Genomic DNA, 19,397 nt, shown 5'->3' on the forward strand with positions numbered 1-19,397 from the left:
CCTAAAATTTAGCAAAGGAGGGTGCAACCCCCGCCCTATCAACGATTACCGAGCATTCTTAAAATTGTCTGAGAATTCCATGAGAGCTATTCCCTTGACAGCAATGTATCCGCTTTATTGCCAGTATGCTCCTGCCTGAACTCCGATGGCGTGAAACCGAACTTCTTGCGAAATACCTGCGAGAAATGGCGCATGTCCTGATATCCGATGCGCTCGGCCACATCCGCCAGCTTCAGCTTCGGATTCAACAGCAGTTGCTTCGCCTGTTCCAGGCGCAGATTGATGACGAACTCCTTGAACCCCTGGCCCGTCTTCAGTTTGAAAAGCTGACTGAAATAGACCGGGTTCAAGTACACGATTGATGCGACTTTCTCCAAGGAGAGATCGTCGTGGTAATGCGTGCGGATGTACTGGAGGGCTACCTCCACCGAACGGTCGCTGCCGCTTGCGTGATGCTCATACACCTGCGTCGTGGACGCCTGGCGCATGCGCTGCACTTCCGCCGGCACGTCCTGGATATGCTCGATTCGCTCCGTGCTCATAATCTGGAACGGCACCTTCAAATATTTGACGAGATGGCTGCGCAGCTCCTCCACGAGGCCCGCGACAGTCGTCCCTTCGTTTGGCCTCACCAAGCCGAGCAAACTCTTGCTGTCGTGTACGGTGACGAAGCCCTTCCCGTCGCGCTCGATAAGCTCCAGCAGGACATTCTCGATAATGAAGTTTTCGAGATTGACAGGCTTATCGGTCTCCATTTTCACCATGATGAGATAAAAATAAGGATATTGCTCCATAAACGGTGCCATGTCGATACGCCCTGTATCAAGCCCCTGCACCCAGCGCTGGAATACTGCCTCCTGCAGGTACTTGCGGTTAACCTTCAGCAGCTCCGCTTCCTCCATGAGCTCGTTCTCTTTCGCGATTTCTTCACCGAGCTTGCGGATCATATCCGTGAGCACGTCCTTGCCGATCGGCTTGAGCAAATAGTCTTTGGCGCCGAGCCGCACCGCCTCCTGGGCGTAGGAAAACTCCGAATACGCCGAAATCACCACCCATTTGACATGGGGATGGCGGCTCCGGGACATTTTCATGAGTTCAAGTCCGTTCATCCCCGGCATCAGAATGTCGGTCATGACAATATCGATCTCTTCACTGCGCAGCAAAGACACTGCCTGCTCCGCGTTCGCCGCCAAATGGATGGCATGCTCGGGAAAACGATTATGCAGCGTCCGTTGAATCCCTTCCCGGATAACCGTTTCATCGTCTACGATCAATATATTCATGCTAGATGATCCCCCTTACGAGGAAGCGGCATCACAATGGTCACCGTTGTGCCTTCCTCACGTTTACTTGTGATGCGCAGACCGTAACTTTCGCCAAACATCAGCACGATGCGTCTGTGCACATTCGTCAGGCCGATGCCCCGCCGAGGGCGCACGCTTCCTTCCTCCAACTGCTGAGCGGCTCGGGCGCTTCGCAGCCCTTCTCCAGCAACAAAATCTTCCGTCAGCAGCGCCTGCATGCCCTGGAGCTGACCCTCCTCAATGCCGACGCCGTTGTCCGAGACCACGATGTGCAGATCCCCTTCGTGGACCTCTGCCCATACCCGCAGCACGCCCTGCTCCCGCAGCGGCTCGAGGCCGTATTTGACCGCATTTTCAATAATCGGCTGCAGGGTCATCTTCGGCATAATGACCTCCAGCCACTCCGGCTTAACGTCCACAACGGTCTGTACGCGGCCCTCCAGCCGGCTCTCGATAATGGTCATGTAATGACGCATTTGCTCCAGTTCCTGACGGAGCGTCGTTTTCGAGGCCTCCTGCCAGTCGCTGCTATAGCGAAACATTTGGGATAGCGACAGAATCACCTTCCCCAGCCGGTCGTTCTCTTGCTCATCGAGCATCCAGTAGATCATATCCAAGGTGTTATACAAAAAATGCGGGTTCACCTGCGACTGAAGCGCCTGCAGCTCCGCGTTCTTCTCACTCATGGAGGCGAGCGTGATCCGCTCAATCAGCTCCTCCATCCTGTATACCATCCGATTGAAGGAGGACACAAGCGAGTTGATCTCTTCGAATGAATTCACATTCACGGAGCCTTTGAAGTTCCCCATCTCCACCTGCTTCATCTCGCGGATCAGCAGCTTGAGCGGCGATGCAATCGTACGAGACACCAATCCGGCTAGCGCGGTGGCCAGGAAGATGAGAATGACCAGGACGTAGTACAGATATTCACGGGTTTTCACGATCTCCGCGTTAATATCCCCTTTCGGCGTCAAGCCGACGACGGTCCAGTCGGACATTTTCGCACGAGCCGCCACGATTAACTGATCGGTACGGTCGTCGACGATAATTTTATTAACCTCCGGCCGCTGGATCCCGGCAAAAGACGGGATGTTCTGTTTGTCTTCCGCCGTGGTGGCGATGAGTCGATCATTTTGATCTACGATATACACCTTGGAGTTCGGGGAAATCGTCACGTTGGACAGCGCGGCCAGAATCGGCTGCGGATTCGTCTCAATCAGCATGACGCCGATGACGCGATGATCGGACAGATCAAACAGCTTGCGCCCGAAGACGAACATCGATTCCTTCTGGAACTGATTGATGACCGAGCCTTGCAAGAGGCCCAGCCATACCATCTCCCCCGAGGAATCCTGCAGCTTTTGGTACCATTCCGTCGTGGAAAAATTGGCATCGATCACACTGTCGAAGTTGCGGGCATAGTTGTAGTTTTTACCGCCGCTCGAAATCACATGAATGCCGACGATATCGTCCCGCGAATAGTAGATTGCGCCTAAAATATTCGTAATCTGCCGCTCATTGAAAATATTGACAGTCTGCTCTGTGCTGGAATCCCGCTCCTCGATTAAACGGAGCATTTCATAGTTGGAGTTCAGCGATTTCGTAATGCTGTCATACCCTTGCAGCAGGAGGTCGAACAAACCAACGGTTTGGGAAATATTTTTCTGTGCCAGATCGCTGATCTTATTATGGATAATTTGAGTCGTCCGTTGGTAATAAAGAACGCTTACAATACCAACCAACACTAACATACCGGACATAAAGAGGATGAACAGCCGGTTATGGATGGAATTCATTCCGCGTCTCAAGATGGATCGTGCTCCCCTTTCATGGAGGCCATACACGTTAATTGTATCACACAGGCGGAAACGCAAAAAAGAGAGGGGTGAAAGTTAACCCTTCACCGCTCCCGCGACCATGCCTTTGGTAATTTTATCGGCTAATAAGAAGTAAATGATGATGACCGGCAGAGCCCCTAGGACCAGGAACGCACCAATCGCACCGTAGTTGACCGAGTACTGGCTGACGAAGGAATTAACCCCGAAAGGCAGCGTCTTGAGCCGCTCGGACGAAATGAATGTCGCCGCGAGAATGTACTCGTTCCAGATGTTGATAAAGGTCAGGATACAGACTGTCATCATAGGCGGCACCGAAATGGGAAGCATGATGCCTGTGAAAATTTTGAACACGCCCGCCCCGTCGACAACCGCAGACTCTTCAATTTCCGCCGGAATCGACCGCATGAAACCGCTGAGGATAAAGACGGCTACCGGTGTTTGGAACGCGATATACGGCAGAATGAGTGCGAGATGCGTGTTGAGAATGTGCATGTGCTTGAAAATGATCATCAGCGGCAGCAGCGTCGCCTGCATCGGAATCATCATCCCGATCAGGAAAATTACCATGACGATGTTGCCGTACTTCCATTTAAAGCGCGTTATCGCGTAAGCCGCCAGCGAGCTGAGGAACAGCACGCACACCATGGTGACCACGGTGACAAACAACGAGTTTTTCAAGTATTGAAAATAATGTCCCGCATCGATGGCGTCGGTGAAGTTCTTCCACTGCAGCACATGCGGCAGCGCGAAGAACCGGCCTGACAAAATTTCCTCATTCGTTTTGAGCGAGTAAATCGCCAGCCACACCAGCGGATACAATTGGGTGACGACGAGCACGGATAGCAGCAGAAGGACGAGCGTCTTAACGATCGAGAAGCTTTTGCGTCTCCGTATGATAGCAGGTTTGGCCGAAACCGCTTCCCTTGCGTTTAACATGGTGACACTTCCTTCCCTCACGAAAATCTTCTCTCAAGTTTGTTAAAGATGGCATTAATAATGATCGTAGCCGCCAAGCACAGGATAACCAGGAATGCCGCCATCGCACTTCCGTATCCGTATTTCATGGACAGGAACGAGTTGTTGTACATCAGCGTCGAGATGACGTCCGTGGCATGCGCAGGTCCGCCGCCCGTCATGACCATAATCATGTCGAACGCTTGCAAGGAGCCGATAAAAGCCAGGACAATCGATATTTTGAAAATCGGAATATTCATAGGGAAAGTGATATACCAGTCAGCCTTGAGGCCTTCAGCGCCATCGATTCTCGCAGCTTCATACACTTCAGCCGGAATGTTCTGGATACCGGTAAACTGGATCAGTGTGTGGTAACCCAAGTACTGCCACAGGGCTACAAAGTATAGGGAGTACATGGCAATCTTCGGATCTGTCAGCCAGGAATGCGCCCAGCTGTTCAAGTGAAGCATTTCCAGCACTTGGTTGAGCATCCCGCCCATCGCGGCAGGGTTATAAATCGTCTTCCATAGTTGACCGATAATAACAACGGATAAGATAACCGGCATGAAATAGGCCGAGACGAGAAAGTTCGGTTTTTTAACAAAGCGGTTCAGCAGCATAGCCACAGCCAGCGCAACCGGAATTTCCACCATGGAAAACACAGCAAACATCAGCGTCCGTTTAACAGACGGCCAAAACACAGGATCGTGGAACAACATCGTCCGGAAGTTTTCCAAGCCGATGAATTTCGATTCGCCAATTCCGTTCCAGTCCAGCAATCCGCTGTACATCGAAACCAGAATCGGAACGAAGACAAGGCAGACATAGATGATCAGACAGGGCAGAACAAAAGCGGCAATCGTCCACTTGGAGACTCTTAATACATTCACTTGGGTTGCCTCCTTCATGGCATTACCTAACGGGAACTTACCCGGGGCGCCGCGGGGGCGTCCCAGGTAAATCTCCTGCAGGTGTTCATGCGAAATTATTTTTTGTTATTTGCGTCGTAAGCTGCTTGATGTTCTTTCGCTACTTCAGCCGGATCTTTCTTGGCAACGAAGAGGTTTTGGATGCTGGTCAAGTGACCTTGCGCCGTACCAGGGTTCATCGTGTTGTCGAACGCGATGTCGCCGCCTTTCACAGCTTTGAACAGGTTCAGAACGTCCATCGCCATGTCGGAGTAACCAGCAGCTTTGAAGTCGCCGTCTACTTTTTGACCCAGACCAACCGCGCCTTTAACCGCAAACGCTTCTTTCGGGAAGTTCGTCATGAAGTAGTTCAAGAAATCTTTCGTTTCTTTCAGATGCTTGCTGTTTGCCGATACCGCGAATGCAGATCCTGGTGCAAGCATGAACTCGTCAGGGTTACCTTTGCCTTTAACCGTCGGGAATTTGAACACGCCCACTTTACCGTTAACGGAAGACGTTTCGATACCGCCCGTTGCCCAGCTTCCCATGTAGTACATGGCGGCTTTGCCTGTTTTGAACAAGTTCTCGCCTGCGTTGTAGTCGAAAGAGGTTACCCCTTCCTGGAATGCGCCTGCTTGAATCAAATCCTCCAGGGACCCTACTGCGTCGGTAAATGCTGGGTCGTTGAATGTTTTCTTGCCATCCACAACCGCTTGCAGGAACCCAGGACCGCCGTTTGTGCGAAGCAGGATGTTCATGAACAAGAAGGAACCGGTCCACGTATCTTTTTCACCGATCGCCATTGGCTGAATGCCTTTAGCTTTGAGTGTTTTCACATCTTGAATCATTTCTTCAAACGTTTTTGGCACATCGGCGATGCCGGCTTGCTTGAACAGATCTTTGTTGTAGTACACAACGCCGATGTTGTTGCCGTCAGGCAGCGCGTAAACATTGTTGTTGAACGTGTACCAGTTCAGCAGGCCTTCTTGGAACGTCGCTTTCAAACCGTTTTGGTCGAGCATATCGTTCAGCGGCGCGAACAGGCCTGCGTCCACGAAAGGCTTCATTTGTGCGGCCGGGTTCACCACCGTAATGTCCGGCACTTCTTTGGACGCGGCTTGCGTTTTCAGCTTCAGCTTTTGCTGGTCCGTGTTCAAGGAGTCGAGCTCAATCTTGATGTTCGGATTTTTGGATTGGTAGTCATTCACGATCTTTTTCAACATTCCGTTTTTCGGGTCCGTTGGATCCGGATATATGTTCTGGAATGTAATCGTAATGTTTTCTTTTTTCTCTGTGGTGCTGCCGCCTGTGTTAGCCGATGCGCTAGGCGCAGCCGAGCTGGAGTTGTCGGTTTTGCTGGTGCCGCAAGCTGTCAAACTGATGGCAAGAACGCCTGCCGCGACGACTGGAAGTACTTTGAACTTTTTCACAAGTCATATCCCCCTCAAATGAGTGATGTTCTTTATGCTCTTATTATGCCTGCTGATGGATGCACCTTACAATGCAGGAACTTTAGGTATCATGTTTGATTTTTCAAGATTGGCAGACAGGGATAAGTTGCCCGATGGGGGAGGATTTTATGAAGGAATGTGGGGAGGAGAGCAAGCGCCGCACCAGAATGCACTGCATTAACCGCTACAATTTGAAATGACGGATTGGAAGCTATATAAGCACTGTGCCAACCGATACATATCTTCTCCAGCTCCGCCGTCCCCAAAGAAACTGACGTACTTTACTGAAGGAAGCCGCCGCTCCGGGACACACCTTTCGAAATACCAAAAAAACCTCCCCACGCTTGCACGCAGAGAGGTCCTATATTAATACGCTTTCGGCACTTCCACGCGATGTGTGACGCCATCTTCCGTAAAGTAGATATGCACATCAAAGCCCTGATCGTCCATAAAATAGGACACGTACTTCGGTTCGCCATGCTTGATCGGGACGAGCAATGTGGCGATGCGGTGATTCCGCGCAGCCTTCGTTGTCGCCTTGAGATGCCATTGCGGCGGCAATCCTTCAATTTCGGACGGATCGACGTCCGTAAAGCTCTGACGCTGCGAGAGCGACAGCTCGCCGGACGAGCTGTACACGAACCGGCCGTCCATGTCGGCCTTGCGCCCCTGCACCGTGAACGTCTGTCCGCTTACGTTCATCTCGTATAACGTCTGGAACAACCAGTCCACGGTTCCGGCCTGCGCCAAGTCGATGTGATCCACAACAACGACATAGGTACCGAAGAAGTACAACTCACGCACATAGCGCTCCAAATAAGGCACATGCTCCTGATACGCCGCTGTCGCGTTGCTGCGCGAGTAAGCATAGCCTTTGCGCTGTTCCGCAACCTCCACCATACCGCTCGCCGCTATATTCAGCACTTTATCCTTCTCGGCGTACTGCCCCAAACCGTCAATCAAAATATTGTTCGTCGACCGCGTCTGTCTCCGCCATTTCATATGCATCGTGGAGTTGAACGCGACATAATACCCGCTCTCGATTGCCAGGGGTTCGCCGTAGGCATGCAGCAAGAACCCGTTCTGGTCCCCGTGGCTGTGGCTCACAGAGCCGTAAGGGGAGCTCTTCGTCAACAACATAATGTGGCGCTCCGGATCCGCCATATTCGAATGGAACGCGACCCATCCGATATCGCGGAACCATTTGACTCCCTCAATATTCGCATCCGTCGGCGCGACCGCTTCAACCTGCGGATAGTCATGGCGGTACACCATCTCATCGAAACGGAAATCCCACCAGCCATAATTATAAAATTTCATTTCCGAATCGGTATCGATCTCGCGCACGCGCTCAAAGTACCATTGATACAGGCCGTTGCCCGTCAACCCGGCAAATTGGCGGATGTTAAAGCCGGTCTTCAAGCTGACCGGGTCGCCGAGCGTCGATTGGTCGCCGAAGGAGCAGCGCAACGTATCCGGACTAAAGGTATAGAGCGGGAAATCGCCGGTTTTCGTAAAAAACGGCCGCTGATAGAAGTTGATGCCCGTGTACTTCTTCAGCAAATTCATCGCTTCGGTCACAAATGCCATGCCCGTCGTCCAGTACATCGGCCCCTCGGCCCAGCCGCCGTCCGCTCCACCCCAAGGGGAATACAGGCACGCATAGTACTCCATTGTGTAGTCCAGCCATTCCTGCACCTCCGGCTCCTCATGGAGCAGCACGATGCAGCATGGCACCAGGACGCTGGACAACGAGCGCACCGCATGACTGTCAAAAGGCACATGATGAATCTTCGAATGCTCGATGCAGTGCTGGGCGATTTGGCGGGTCCGGGCCAGCAGGACGCGGCGTACCTCACGACGCTCCTCCTCGCTCAGGCGGTCGTAGAGCCAATCATAGCCCCAAGCGATGGCACCCGCCGTCCGGAAGGACGCCTCGTCATTGTAATCCCGGCTCGTTGTGCCGTCCGGGTTCCAGGAGCTCACGTGCAGCAGCCACGCCTTGGCACGGTCCAGCAGGGCCTCGTCGCCGAGCAGTCGGCCCGCAACGGCGAGATGGCGCACACCGTAGAGCGCCTCCTGCGTGTCCATGTACATCTGGCGCCACAGATTCGCAACGCGCTTATTGCCCGGATACGGCAGCGGTTCAGCAACCAGATCGCGCTCTGCCCATGGCTTCACGGATTTCTCGTAAAAGACGTCGAAGCCGCAATAGGTTGGATCGGTCTCGAGCTGAGCGCGGAACGCTTCAACCTCCGAGCCTTGCAGCCAGAGCCGCGGATGCTGCACAGACGTCTCCGCGTAACGCCGTGCCCGGCTGGGCAGCGGCGTCTCGGGCAAGCCGGGCGCTACGTGGAAGCGGCGGACCTTGCTCCAAGCCGTGTGGCCGCCGTCTTCTTCCAGCAGGGCATACCGCCAGTGATACGTGCCCGGTTCCAATGCCTCGTCCGGGGTATATAGGTTATACAGGATTGGCTGGATCGTCCGTGTGTCCGCTTCTTCGAAGGCAGCGGAGCGCGAGATTTGCAATACGTAGCGATCATGTTCCAGCTTGGCCGGAATCCAGGTGAACCTCGGCGGATTCTCCAGCAGGGCCGTTTGTTCATTCGGTTCGTATTGAACGGTTAACACACCGCTCTGCGGCTCATATAAAGGCGACAACGTCATTTTCCATTCCCCCTGGTTATAATCAAACAGCTCTCTTACATATTAGTGAGAGTTCAAAAAGTCGGGTTTTCAGCACCGAGAAGGTTGCGAGAAGCCCAGGATAAACAGCCTCGCCGTCTTGCAAAAGACGGTATCTGTTTACTAAGGTTGATGCGAAGCGATAAGTTGCCACACCTTATCAAGTCTTATCAGCTGAAGAAGGAGGAGCGGAGTGTAGGCAAAACTACATGAGCACCGCACTTCAAAGCTGAACGCAAGATTCGATGTCGAATCCGCTTCCTGACTTGCTTCGTGATCAAAAGACGACTTTTTGAACTACCTCTTAATTACTTGAACAGAAGTCCGTTTTCCTGCGTCAACTGCACCATTTTTTCCTCCGCGCCCGGTACCGTCAAGCTGACCCTGTCGGCGGAAACCCGCTTCACCGCTACCGGGTCCCCAGCGCGGTAGACATGGATGAAATCCGCGCGCGTCCCCATCCGGCGATGAAGCACCGCCGTCAAGGCGCGGCTCGGATCGACGCTGTCGCCCGGCGTTTGCACGGCGACGATTTCGTCGCCCGGCTGCACAAGCGCCGTATGCGCAATCGCACCCGCGCCTGCCGGGTACGTCAGGTTGAGCTGTGCTGCGCCCAGCCCATCGGTTTGGACAGACGGCACATAACGCGCCGTCACCGGCAGTTCCACGACGGTGAAGCTCGTCGCCTCACCGTCGGCATGCTTCGCTCCAGCAATCTGCAGCGGGAACACCTGCCCCTCTACCGGCTCGCTGGCGGCGACAGGCGGCACGACCGGATGCAGCCACCATTCGATGGACTGCGCTTCCCCGGCCAATTCGACCTGAAACCAGTCCAGCAGCCATTCGCCGGTGAGCAGAAGATGCCGGTTCAGCTTGCAGCCGGCATAGGCGTCCGTCGACTGCAGCCAGACCGACACGGCGGCATCCGTCGCTTCATAGCGCAGGCAGCGCCCCTCGTGCTGCGCTTGTGAGTACCCGCCCAGCGACACCGTGTTGTGGCTGGCGGTTTCCGCGAACCACGTCCGTCGCATGGTAGAGCCGTAAGGCACCATGCCGAAGTCTGGTGTGAGCGTCCCGGCAGAATGCATCAGCGTCAGATGCAGCTTGTCGTAGTGGCCATGCGACCCGCCGTGCTCGCCGAAATCGGCGAGGAACGACAGCGGGTTGCCAGCCACCCGGCCGAGGACGAACCCGGACTGCGGCCAAAGCCTTGCACTGCGCGGCTGCGACGGGGCCCCGTCGACGGCAGCCGCCGTGCCTTTGCCGTAGAGCAGCGCTTCGAGCTGCGCCTCGCCCTCGCCGGCAGCGGCTAGCTGCCGGTATGCCTCGCGCCGCACGGGCGCGAGCCCGACGATGCCGTAGATCGCCAGCCCCTGCTCGGCGATCTCGGCGATCTCGCGGGCGTACGGCCCCCGTGCCAGCGGCCCGTCATGCAGGGCGGGCAGCGCGCCCTGGTCGTCCGCGAGATCCGCGACCGCCTCGAGCATGCCGCGCAGCGACTGCCCCTCCGCGCCCGCAGCCGCGTAGAGATCAAGACCAAAGCGCTGCGCCATCTCCGCCACGATCAAATACGCCCGCAGCACGAACACGTGGTAATACGTGCTGCCCTCAAATTCCAACTGGTCCGGCTTCACGCCGATGGACAAGTGATGCAAGAAACCGCCCTGCCCCTCGATCAGGGCCTCCAACAACGCTTGCTCCCCACGTGCCGCATGCACGCAGGACAGCGAAGCATTGAGCCACGCCGTGTAGTTGCTCTCCGCGTTGTTCCGCTCGTGAATCAGGATATGGCGATACTCCGCCATACTCGTCGCGAGCAGCTCGAAGAACACATCCAGCGCCGCCTGTTCCTCGGCGTCAAACAGAACCCCCTGATCGCGCAACAGCAAATAAGCGCGAATCAATGTTGTCGACCAGATCGCCTCCGTCAGCGCCTGATGAAAAGCGCGCCCTTTCAGCATCCAGCCCTGCGCATCCGGATGCACCGGATACAGCGGGAATTGGCGCGCGTAGCCGACGATCAGCTCCTTCGCGACCTCAGCATACCGCACATTCTCCCCTGCGGCATAAACCGCAGCCGCCTGCAAAGCCGCCCGCGCCAAGCTCTGATGCTTGAAAACCAGCCAAGCACCGCGGTAGGCTTCACCTTCCATGCTACAGCCGTGCGGACAGGCAAACACAGTCTCCGAAACGACCTCATCACGGAACACCAGTTCGGTGTGATGGTGCGGACAGACGTACTGGTGCCACCAGCCCCCGGGTTCCTGTGGAATGACCAGACTGCCGGCTGCCAGCAGCCTGTCGAGATCTTGGCGGAGCAGGGCCGCCGTCTCCAGCGCCCCCGCTCCCTCTGCAGCATGTGCGACGTTCTCTCTGCGCGTACTCATCGCATCATCATCCCGCCGTTTACTTCAATCGTTTCGCCTGTAATGTAGGCCCCCAGCTCAGAGGCAAAATACAGGACGGCGCCCGCCACATCGTCCGGTTTGCCTTCGCGGCCGAGCGGAATGCCTTGAATCGTCGCTTGACGCGCTGCATCCGAAGTAAACGTCGCGTGGAACATCGTGCTGCCAATGAAGCCCGGCGATACGTTGTTGACGGTAATGCCGCTTCCCGCCACTTCCTTCGCCAACCCTTTCGTAAACGTCAGCACCGCACCTTTGCTCGCCGCGTAGATGCTGGCACCAGGGCCGCCGCCGTTATGCGCCGCCACCGACGTCAGGTTGATGATGCGGCCAAAGCCTTTTTCCTTCATTCCCGGTAAAACCCGCTTGGAGACGAACACCGTGCTTTTAAAATTCACATTCATAATGCGGTCATACAATTCTTCCGTCATGTCGACGTTCGGCACACGCTGAATCAGGTGACCCGCATTGTTGACCAGAATATCAATCGTACCGCCCAACGCTTCCTCCACTTCGCGAACCAAGCGATCAATTTGTTCCACATCCGTCACATCCGCCTGAACGAGCACCGCTTCCCCGCCGGCTGCGCGAATCGTTTCCACCACTTCCTGACCCTGGGCCACATTGCTCAGGCAGTTCACGCCAACCTTCGCCCCCTGCTCAGCAAGCGCCAAGGCAATACCGCGGCCAATCCCTGCATTCGATCCTGTGACAAGTGCAATTTTCCCCGTTAAGTTGATGTTCATTGTAATTCCTCCCATGTGTTGGTTTAACTGTTAAGCTTCGATGCATAAGACACCGACGATGTCTTATTTTAGGGTTTGGCAAGGGCTTTCATGACATTGGGTGCCTTGCGGATCAACCACTTCATTCGCTAACGGTTGCCCTGGCGCTTATTTGGCACTAAACGCCACTTTTCCAAGGCTAACGGTTGCAGCAGAGGCTATTTAGGTCAAATCGGTCAAATGTTGCTGGTTATTGAGCAAATAAGCGCTGTCGCAACCGTTAGAACTTGAAATGCCGTATTGGAAGCGAAATAAGCTCCATGGCAACCGCTACACATTTTTTTCATAGTAAACAAGATCTTATTTGCTCAAATCGTCATTCCGCAAAGGGATTTACCATAAATAAGCAGCCACGGGTCCTACCCCCGCATCCGCGGCCGATCCGTTTCCGGCATCGTCATCGTCATGCGGGTGCCATGCCCTTGCTCGCTGTCCACAGACAGGCCGTAGGCTTCGCCGAACACCATCTGAATGCGCCGGTGCACATTCATGAGGCCGATGCCGCCGCCCCGCTTCGCGCCGCTCTCCTCGGGCTCCGCGAGCCGGTTCTCCTTGAGCTTCTTCCGCAGCTCCGCGAGCCGTTCCGGTGTCATGCCAACGCCGTTATCCTCCACGAATACCTGGAATAAGCCGCTTTCTTTCTTCGCATCAATACGAATCGTGTGATGATCCTCAATCCCGTCCGGGAACGCATGTTGGAAAATATTTTCGATCAACGGCTGCAGCGTGAGCCGCACCATCTTCTCGAGCAGCAGACCCGGCGGTATCGCCACATCAATTTCAAACTCTCTGTCCGTGCGGTGCTGCAAAATAATCATGTAATTCCGCACATGATTCAGCTCATTTGCCACCGTGATCTCCTCGAGATTCGTCTGCACCGAGTAGCGCAGCATGAAGGCCATTGCCTCGACCATCTCCGTAATCTCGCCGGAATTTTGCACGATGGCGTACATATTGATCGTCTCCAGCGTGTTATATAGAAAATGAGGATTAATCTGCAGCTGCAGCGCCTGGAACTCCGCCCGCTGCCGCTCCAGCTTCGTCTCGCCGAGCTCGAGCAGGTTTTTCTGCTGCTCCAGCTCTGCCTCATACACACGCTCAATCATGCCTTGCAAACGAGTGACCATGAGATTGTAACTGTGAATGAGTCCACCGATCTCATCGGCACGGCCACTCTCCTCGATGTACTGCCAATTCCCCTTCTCCGTCTCGCGCATACTGTCTTTGAGCCAGCGGATCGGCGCGATAATGGAACGACCGAAGCGGATCGCCAGTCCAAGCGACACAACCAATGTCACCAAGCCCACAACAAGTGTCGTCGTGCGAATCGTCTCCGCCGGCTTGCGCAGCTCCGCAACCGGCATGGAGGCGACGAGATTCCAGTCCGAGTAGGCTGATTTGCGAGAGACAAACATCCGATCTTCACCGTTGTATTTGGTAATAAACGTCTGGTTACCGCTTCTCAGCGCTTCAGAAGCCAACTCATCCATGGGCGCCCGCTTCCCCATCGCAGGAGGGTAAATATACTTGCCGGTATCATCGATGATAAAAAAGAATCCGTCCTTGCCCAAACTTACACGATCCCACGTTTTTGCAAGCTCGTCGAGCTTAATTTCAATAGCAACGACGCCCCGGTTCGGCCCGTAGGATGGCCCGCGCACCTTGACAGACATCGTGACGACGGAGCCCTCATCGACGGGACGGATGCTCATGTTGAGCAGGGCGATCTTGCCATCTGAGGGTGTGGAAGTCATCAACTTATCGAATTTCTCCTTCACCAGCACCGGATCGAGATTGAGCACATTTTGATTTTCATAAATGATAGAACGACCGTGCTCGCCTGTGACATAGATCATATTGAGTTGCTTATAAAGCGTCACAATCGACGTCACGGATGTTTGCGCAAAATCCTTGATCCGCCGCGAAAAATCATAATACGCATACGGATCATCCGGATTCAGTTCCATGAACGCCCTGACGTCCGAATTGGACGAAAACGCATTGCTCAGCAGCTCATACGACTGCAGATAGCTGTCCGTCTGATAATTCGCGCTGTCCACCATCTGCTCCATATACAACTTCGCCTGATCATCCAGCTTGCGGGACGACTGAAAATAAGAGAACGCGCCCACCGATACGAGCGACAGCACGATCACAATGAGAAAATACGCATAAATTTGCCGCGACAGGGTTCTGCGTTTCATCTAGCGAATCCCCATCTTATGCCGGTATTCCGAGGGCAGGCAGCCTTCATATTTCTTGAATGTCTTCGTAAAATGCGGATGATCCGCGTACCCGACCTCTCCGGAAATGTCGGTAATCCGCCACTGCGGCTGCTCCAGCAGCTTTTTCGCCTTCTCCATCCGCCGCCGCGTCCGGTACTGGACGAACGTCTCATTCGTGCTTTGCTTGAACAGCTGGCTAAAATAAGAGGGGTTCAGCCCGACATACTCGGCCACCTCTTCCAGGGAGACGTCCTCCGCCAGCCGCTTCTCCATATACTGCTTCGCTTCCTCGATGGGGTCTTTCTGCTTGCCTTTACGCTTCGCGCGCAGCTCTTGCAAAATTCCGCTCACCGCCGCTTCGAAGCGCTCGAGCAGTTCCTCCTCGCTCACCGCGCCCTGCAGGTCAAGCTCATCCTGCACCCCGAACACGTCGCGCGCCTTAAGGCGCTGCTGCACGAGCATGTGCAGCTCCTGCAGCACTTCGCTGAATCGGTTCAGCTTCAGCTTATACCCACACAGCTCTACGCTCATGCTTCCGACCAACCGTGCCAGCTCTTCCTCCTGCAGCAGCCACACCGCCTGCTCCAGCTGCGTCGCCCAGCCTTCCAGCATGGTGACGGCGACGAACGATTCGGAGCTGATCTTGCTTTTATTCTGAATCAGCTTTGCAAGCACTTGTTGAAACGCTTTGATATTAACGGGTTTAAGGAGATACTCCTTGACTCCGTAGGACAGGCACTTCTGCGCATATTCAAAATCGCCGTACCCGGAAATGACGACGACCTGAATGTCGGCATCCATTTCGGCGATCCGCTCGCAGAGCGCGAGCCCGTCCATTTTGGGCATGCGAATGTCTGTAAACAGAAAGTCCGGACGCTCCTCTTGAATCCGCTCCATTGCCTGAGCGCCATTATCAGCCGTTCGGAGGCTTTCAATGGGCAGCTCCGATTGTTCCACTAATTTCTGTAACCCTCGGCGTATCATCGGTTCATCGTCAACAATGAGTATGCGGTACATGAGGAGCTCCTCTCTTCGCGAGTAGACTTTCGGACTGGTGATGAAAAGCATGCTCCCCACGTACACCAGTACGTGAGGAGTGTGCATTGCTCAGTTCCTGAGCTTATTTACGCGGCATCGACACCGTTGTGCCGCCGTCTTTGCTATTGAATTTCTCAGTGGCTTCCTTGATCACATCATTGCCGCCCTTGGATTTCCACTCTTCGAGTACCTTCGGCCAATCGGAGATCGGCTCTTTGCCGTACACCATTTTCACCATGTGCTGCAAAATCACAGGCGGTGCTTGGTCGGAAAGCGGAGCAATATCCGGGTTCTTCGTGAGTGCATCAAGGCGAGGCTCAAATTGGATACCGTCTCGGCCTTCGTTTTTGAGCGTCGTATCATAAATATTCATCAGTTTCTTGCCGTCTTCGGTCAAGCTGAGTGAACCTTTATTATACGTCGTATCTTGGACCAGCCACAAGAAAGATTGACGGTAGCGCTCCTCGTCGACCGCCGCCACTTCTGTCGGCGCCTTGTAGTCGATTTTGCCATCTACAGTCTTATACGTGTCGCCTTCAATACCGAAAGTGAAGAACTTCTCGGCCTCGTCAGACATCATCCAGTCAAAGAATTTAATAATGCCGGCAGGATCTTTCACGCTTTTGTTAATGAAGTACGCACGGGTAACCGGACCGTACAAGTAGTGGCCGCCTTTGCCATCCGGGCCTGTTGGCGCAGAGATAATCTCGATGTCCCCAGTAGGTACAGTCGCTTTCAGCTGAGCTTCCCATTGCAGCACTTCGTTCGCATTCATCGACCACATGCCCGCTTTGCCGGCCAGGATCGTGTTCTTGAACACCGTCGGGTTGATCGTTGCAAATTCTTTGTTGATCAAGCCTTCGTCAAACATCGTTTTGTACGTTTGCAGCGCTTTCGTCATATTCTCGGTGTCAAAAAATTTCGGTACAATTTGATCGCCTTGCTTTTCGAACATCGAGAGATAAGGGAACACGTCATAGGCGCCAAAGAAGGTATCGGAATACTTGAAGTTCTCACGGCCCATGTAAGGGTTCTCGACGCCCATTTCCTTGAACTTGCGAAGCACCGCAAGGTACTCATCTACCGTTTTCGGTACGCCCAGGCCCGTTTTGTCCAGCAAATCTTTACGGATAAACACCGCGCGGCGGGAAGGGTTCGACAAGTATTCCGGAATCGCGTAAATTTTGCCATTGTACGTTACATTGTCCCAAGCTTCCTTCGGCACTTTCTTCAGCAGATTTTGGCCGTATTTTTGAAGCAGCTCGTCAAGTGGTTGGAAAACGCCCGCTTTCACGGAACCGGCCATTTCTTTCCCGTTTACGCCGCCGCTGCCCTGAACCACGTCAGGAATGTCGTTCGTTGCGAACATTTGGATCATTTTCTGCTCATATTCTTTGTGCGGAACCAGCACGATATTCATATCGGTGTTGGTCATGTCTTCGAGCTTTTTCACCCATTTATCCTGGTTGATGTCAGGCGATTTCTCTACGTAGTTAAATGCCAATGTACGCAAGGAAATGGAGAACTTCGTTTTCTCAGCAGGCTTTGCGCTTGCTGCTCCCGCACCTGCCGCGCTGCTGGCAGCCGGTTGTTCGGTTTTCTCGCCGCAAGCAGCCAGCATGCCGGCCATCATCACAACAGCCATCGTTGTCGGAATCCACTTTTTCATTGCTACCCCTCTTTTCTTGTCGCTAGAGTGTCGTGCGCTTTCATGAGTTCATTGTAAAAGCGTTTACATCCATGTACTATGGATAGTCTTTAGTTCGATTTGTCATTTTTTTAGAATTGTGTAAAAAACACAAGAATTTAGGATTTGACCGATCCGACCATCATCCCTTTGACGAAATGACGCTGCAGGAACGGATAGATCAGAATAATCGGCACCGTGGCAATAATGATTGTCGCCATTTTGATACCTTCCGGATCCATATGCGCGAGACCGCTGAATTGCGCGGCGTTCGGATCAATGGAAATGTCATCTGTCTGGATGAGCTGGCGCAGCTTTACTTGCAGCGGCCAAAGCGTCGGCTTAGAAATATAGTACAAGGCGCTTTGGTACGTATTCCAATGGCTCACCGCGTAGAAAATCCCCAGAGACGCCATCACCGGCTTGGACAGCGGAAGAATGATGCTCCAGATCATGCGCAGCTCCGAGCAGCCGTCGATGCGGCCGGAGTCAATAAGCTCACTCGGAATTTGCAGGAAGAACGAACGCATCACGAAAAAATTGAAGGCACTGATTGCGCCAGGCAGCATAAGCGCCCAGAGTGAGTTCGTCAAATGCAGGCTTTTCATCAAAATAAAGTTCGGAATCAGCGGCGCCGTAAAGACCATTGTAATCAGAACCATCACAACGATGACTTTGCTGCCTTTGTACTCCTGCCGTGAAATCGGGTACGCCAGCGATGCTGTTGCGATTAAGTTAATCAACGTTCCGACCACCGTAATATACACCGTGACCCCGAAAGAACGCCAAATCGAAGCGTCACTGAACACATATCGATAGTTAATTGATGTAAATTCGACCGGCGAAAACAGGACCTTCCCGTTCACAATCGCTTCCGAAGAACTGAACGACTGGGCCAGCACGTTTAAGAACGGCAGGAGCATCGCCAGCGATAAAACCGTGAGAAAAATGATATTGAAGCCATTGAACACTTGCCAACCGGCTGTCGGCTTGCGATTCATAATGCGTCCACCTCCGTTAATGTTTAGTACAAGCTTTCACCCGTCGTTTTCTTGCTGAATACGTTGCCGATAACGATGAAGATCACGCCGACAAGTGCTTTAAAGAGGCCAATAGCCGTCGTATAGCTGAATTGTTGACCGAGCAAACCAGCTGTGTAAATGTACGTGTCTAAAATTTCGCCGTTTTCTTTGTTAAGCGGATTCAGGAAAACAAACACGCGCTCGAACCCGAAATCCAGGAACTTGCCGATATGCAGCAGGAACAAAATCATAATCGTCGGCAGCAAAGAAGGCAGTGTAATGGAGATTGTCTGTCTCCAGCGGTTGGCGCCATCCACCTCGGCTGCCTCGTACAGATCGGGGTTAATACCCGCGAGTGCGGCCAAGTAAATAATCGTGCCGTACCCGGAATCCCGCCAGATACCCGACGAAATCAGCACCGTGCGAATCCACGATTCTTCGCCAAGAAAATAAATCGGTTCAAAACCAAGCCATGTCAGCAATTGATTCACCGCGCCTGAGGAAGGGGAGAGAATACCGACCGCGATCCCGCCCACGATGACCCAGGACAAGAAGTGCGGCATGTACACGATCGTTTGCAGCACACGCTTGTACAGCACCACGCGGAGCTCATTGAGCAAGAGCGCGAGGATAATCGGCGCCGGGAACGCAAACACGAGATCGTAGAGCCCGATGAGTACCGTGTTTTTTAATATTTTAAGAAAATCGTAATGCGCGAACATCCGGGTAAAGTTGTCGAACCCGATCCACTTGCTGCCCGTAATCCCGTCAAAAATGTTGTAATCCTGAAACGCGATCACAGATCCTACCAACGGCACATATTTAAAAACGATAAAATATAGGATCCCCGGCAGCGAGATCAAATAGAGCGCCCTATACTTCCAAAACGCCCGCAGGAATTCGTTCCCCTTCTTCGCCTGCGCGCGCTGATTCATCTTCTCAACCGCTTCCGCGTTCATCGCCATCCTCTGGCCCCCTTCGCTTGAAATCGTCGATGTTATAGCTCTATGGTACCCGTTGACAACGCTTGCAACAATGGAATGTCTTTTTGGGGACTTGTGTTTTTTTTAGGTTAGGTATATAAAAAGTGCCCCC

13 protein-coding genes are annotated in these 19,397 nt (G+C 53.6%); all 13 read right to left on the reverse strand.

Annotation, left to right across the window (positions count from 1 at the left end):
* Positions 1-86: 86 nt before the first annotated feature.
* Positions 87-1,283, reverse strand: coding sequence for a response regulator transcription factor (locus EJQ19_RS09440; protein ID WP_126140962.1), 1,197 nt, complete (start codon positions 1,281-1,283; stop codon positions 87-89).
* Complete coding sequence (locus tag EJQ19_RS09445; RefSeq protein ID WP_164716423.1) at positions 1,280-3,112, reverse strand: sensor histidine kinase; 1,833 nt, start codon at positions 3,110-3,112, stop codon at positions 1,280-1,282. Before EJQ19_RS09445 ends, EJQ19_RS09440 begins: the two co-directional genes overlap by 4 nt.
* Positions 3,113-3,196: 84 nt before the next feature.
* Positions 3,197-4,078 (reverse strand): carbohydrate ABC transporter permease, encoded by an 882-nt coding sequence (locus tag EJQ19_RS09450; RefSeq protein WP_126140963.1) that lies wholly within the window; start codon positions 4,076-4,078, stop codon positions 3,197-3,199.
* Positions 4,079-4,095: 17 nt separating this feature from the next.
* Positions 4,096-4,986, reverse strand: coding sequence for a carbohydrate ABC transporter permease (locus EJQ19_RS09455; protein WP_126140964.1), 891 nt, complete (start codon positions 4,984-4,986; stop codon positions 4,096-4,098).
* Between the two features lie 95 nt (positions 4,987-5,081).
* On the reverse strand, positions 5,082-6,434 hold the full coding sequence (locus EJQ19_RS09460; protein ID WP_126140965.1) for an extracellular solute-binding protein: 1,353 nt from the start codon (positions 6,432-6,434) through the stop codon (positions 5,082-5,084).
* Positions 6,435-6,821: 387 nt separating this feature from the next.
* Positions 6,822-9,122, reverse strand: coding sequence for a DUF4962 domain-containing protein (locus EJQ19_RS09465; RefSeq protein WP_126140966.1), 2,301 nt, complete (start codon positions 9,120-9,122; stop codon positions 6,822-6,824).
* A gap of 326 nt (positions 9,123-9,448) precedes the next feature.
* The gene (locus tag EJQ19_RS09470; protein WP_126140967.1) at positions 9,449-11,527 is read right to left on the reverse strand and encodes a heparinase II/III domain-containing protein; all 2,079 of its coding nucleotides are present in this window, start codon (positions 11,525-11,527) and stop codon (positions 9,449-9,451) included.
* Positions 11,524-12,291 carry an SDR family NAD(P)-dependent oxidoreductase gene (locus tag EJQ19_RS09475; RefSeq protein ID WP_126140968.1) on the reverse strand — a complete coding sequence of 256 codons (768 nt, stop codon included), beginning with the start codon at positions 12,289-12,291 and terminating at the stop codon, positions 11,524-11,526. The genes EJQ19_RS09470 and EJQ19_RS09475 overlap by 4 nt, the downstream gene beginning before the upstream one ends.
* A gap of 398 nt (positions 12,292-12,689) precedes the next feature.
* A complete protein-coding gene (locus EJQ19_RS09480) occupies positions 12,690-14,534 on the reverse strand; it encodes a cache domain-containing sensor histidine kinase (protein ID WP_126140969.1) in 1,845 nt (614 codons plus the stop codon).
* The gene (locus EJQ19_RS09485) at positions 14,535-15,572 is read right to left on the reverse strand and encodes a response regulator (protein ID WP_126140970.1); all 1,038 of its coding nucleotides are present in this window, start codon (positions 15,570-15,572) and stop codon (positions 14,535-14,537) included. It lies immediately after the preceding gene.
* 103 nt (positions 15,573-15,675) lie between these two features.
* The gene (locus EJQ19_RS09490; RefSeq protein WP_126140971.1) at positions 15,676-17,262 is read right to left on the reverse strand and encodes an extracellular solute-binding protein; all 1,587 of its coding nucleotides are present in this window, start codon (positions 17,260-17,262) and stop codon (positions 15,676-15,678) included.
* A gap of 137 nt (positions 17,263-17,399) precedes the next feature.
* Positions 17,400-18,281 (reverse strand): carbohydrate ABC transporter permease, encoded by an 882-nt coding sequence (locus EJQ19_RS09495; RefSeq protein WP_126140972.1) that lies wholly within the window; start codon positions 18,279-18,281, stop codon positions 17,400-17,402.
* A 23-nt stretch (positions 18,282-18,304) separates the two neighbouring features.
* A complete protein-coding gene (locus EJQ19_RS09500; protein ID WP_241242822.1) occupies positions 18,305-19,237 on the reverse strand; it encodes an ABC transporter permease in 933 nt (310 codons plus the stop codon).
* Positions 19,238-19,397: the final 160 nt, after the last annotated feature.

The sequence above is a fragment of the Paenibacillus whitsoniae genome (genome assembly GCF_003955665.1).
Taxonomy (GTDB): Bacteria; Bacillota; Bacilli; order Paenibacillales; family NBRC-103111; genus Paenibacillus_E; species Paenibacillus_E whitsoniae.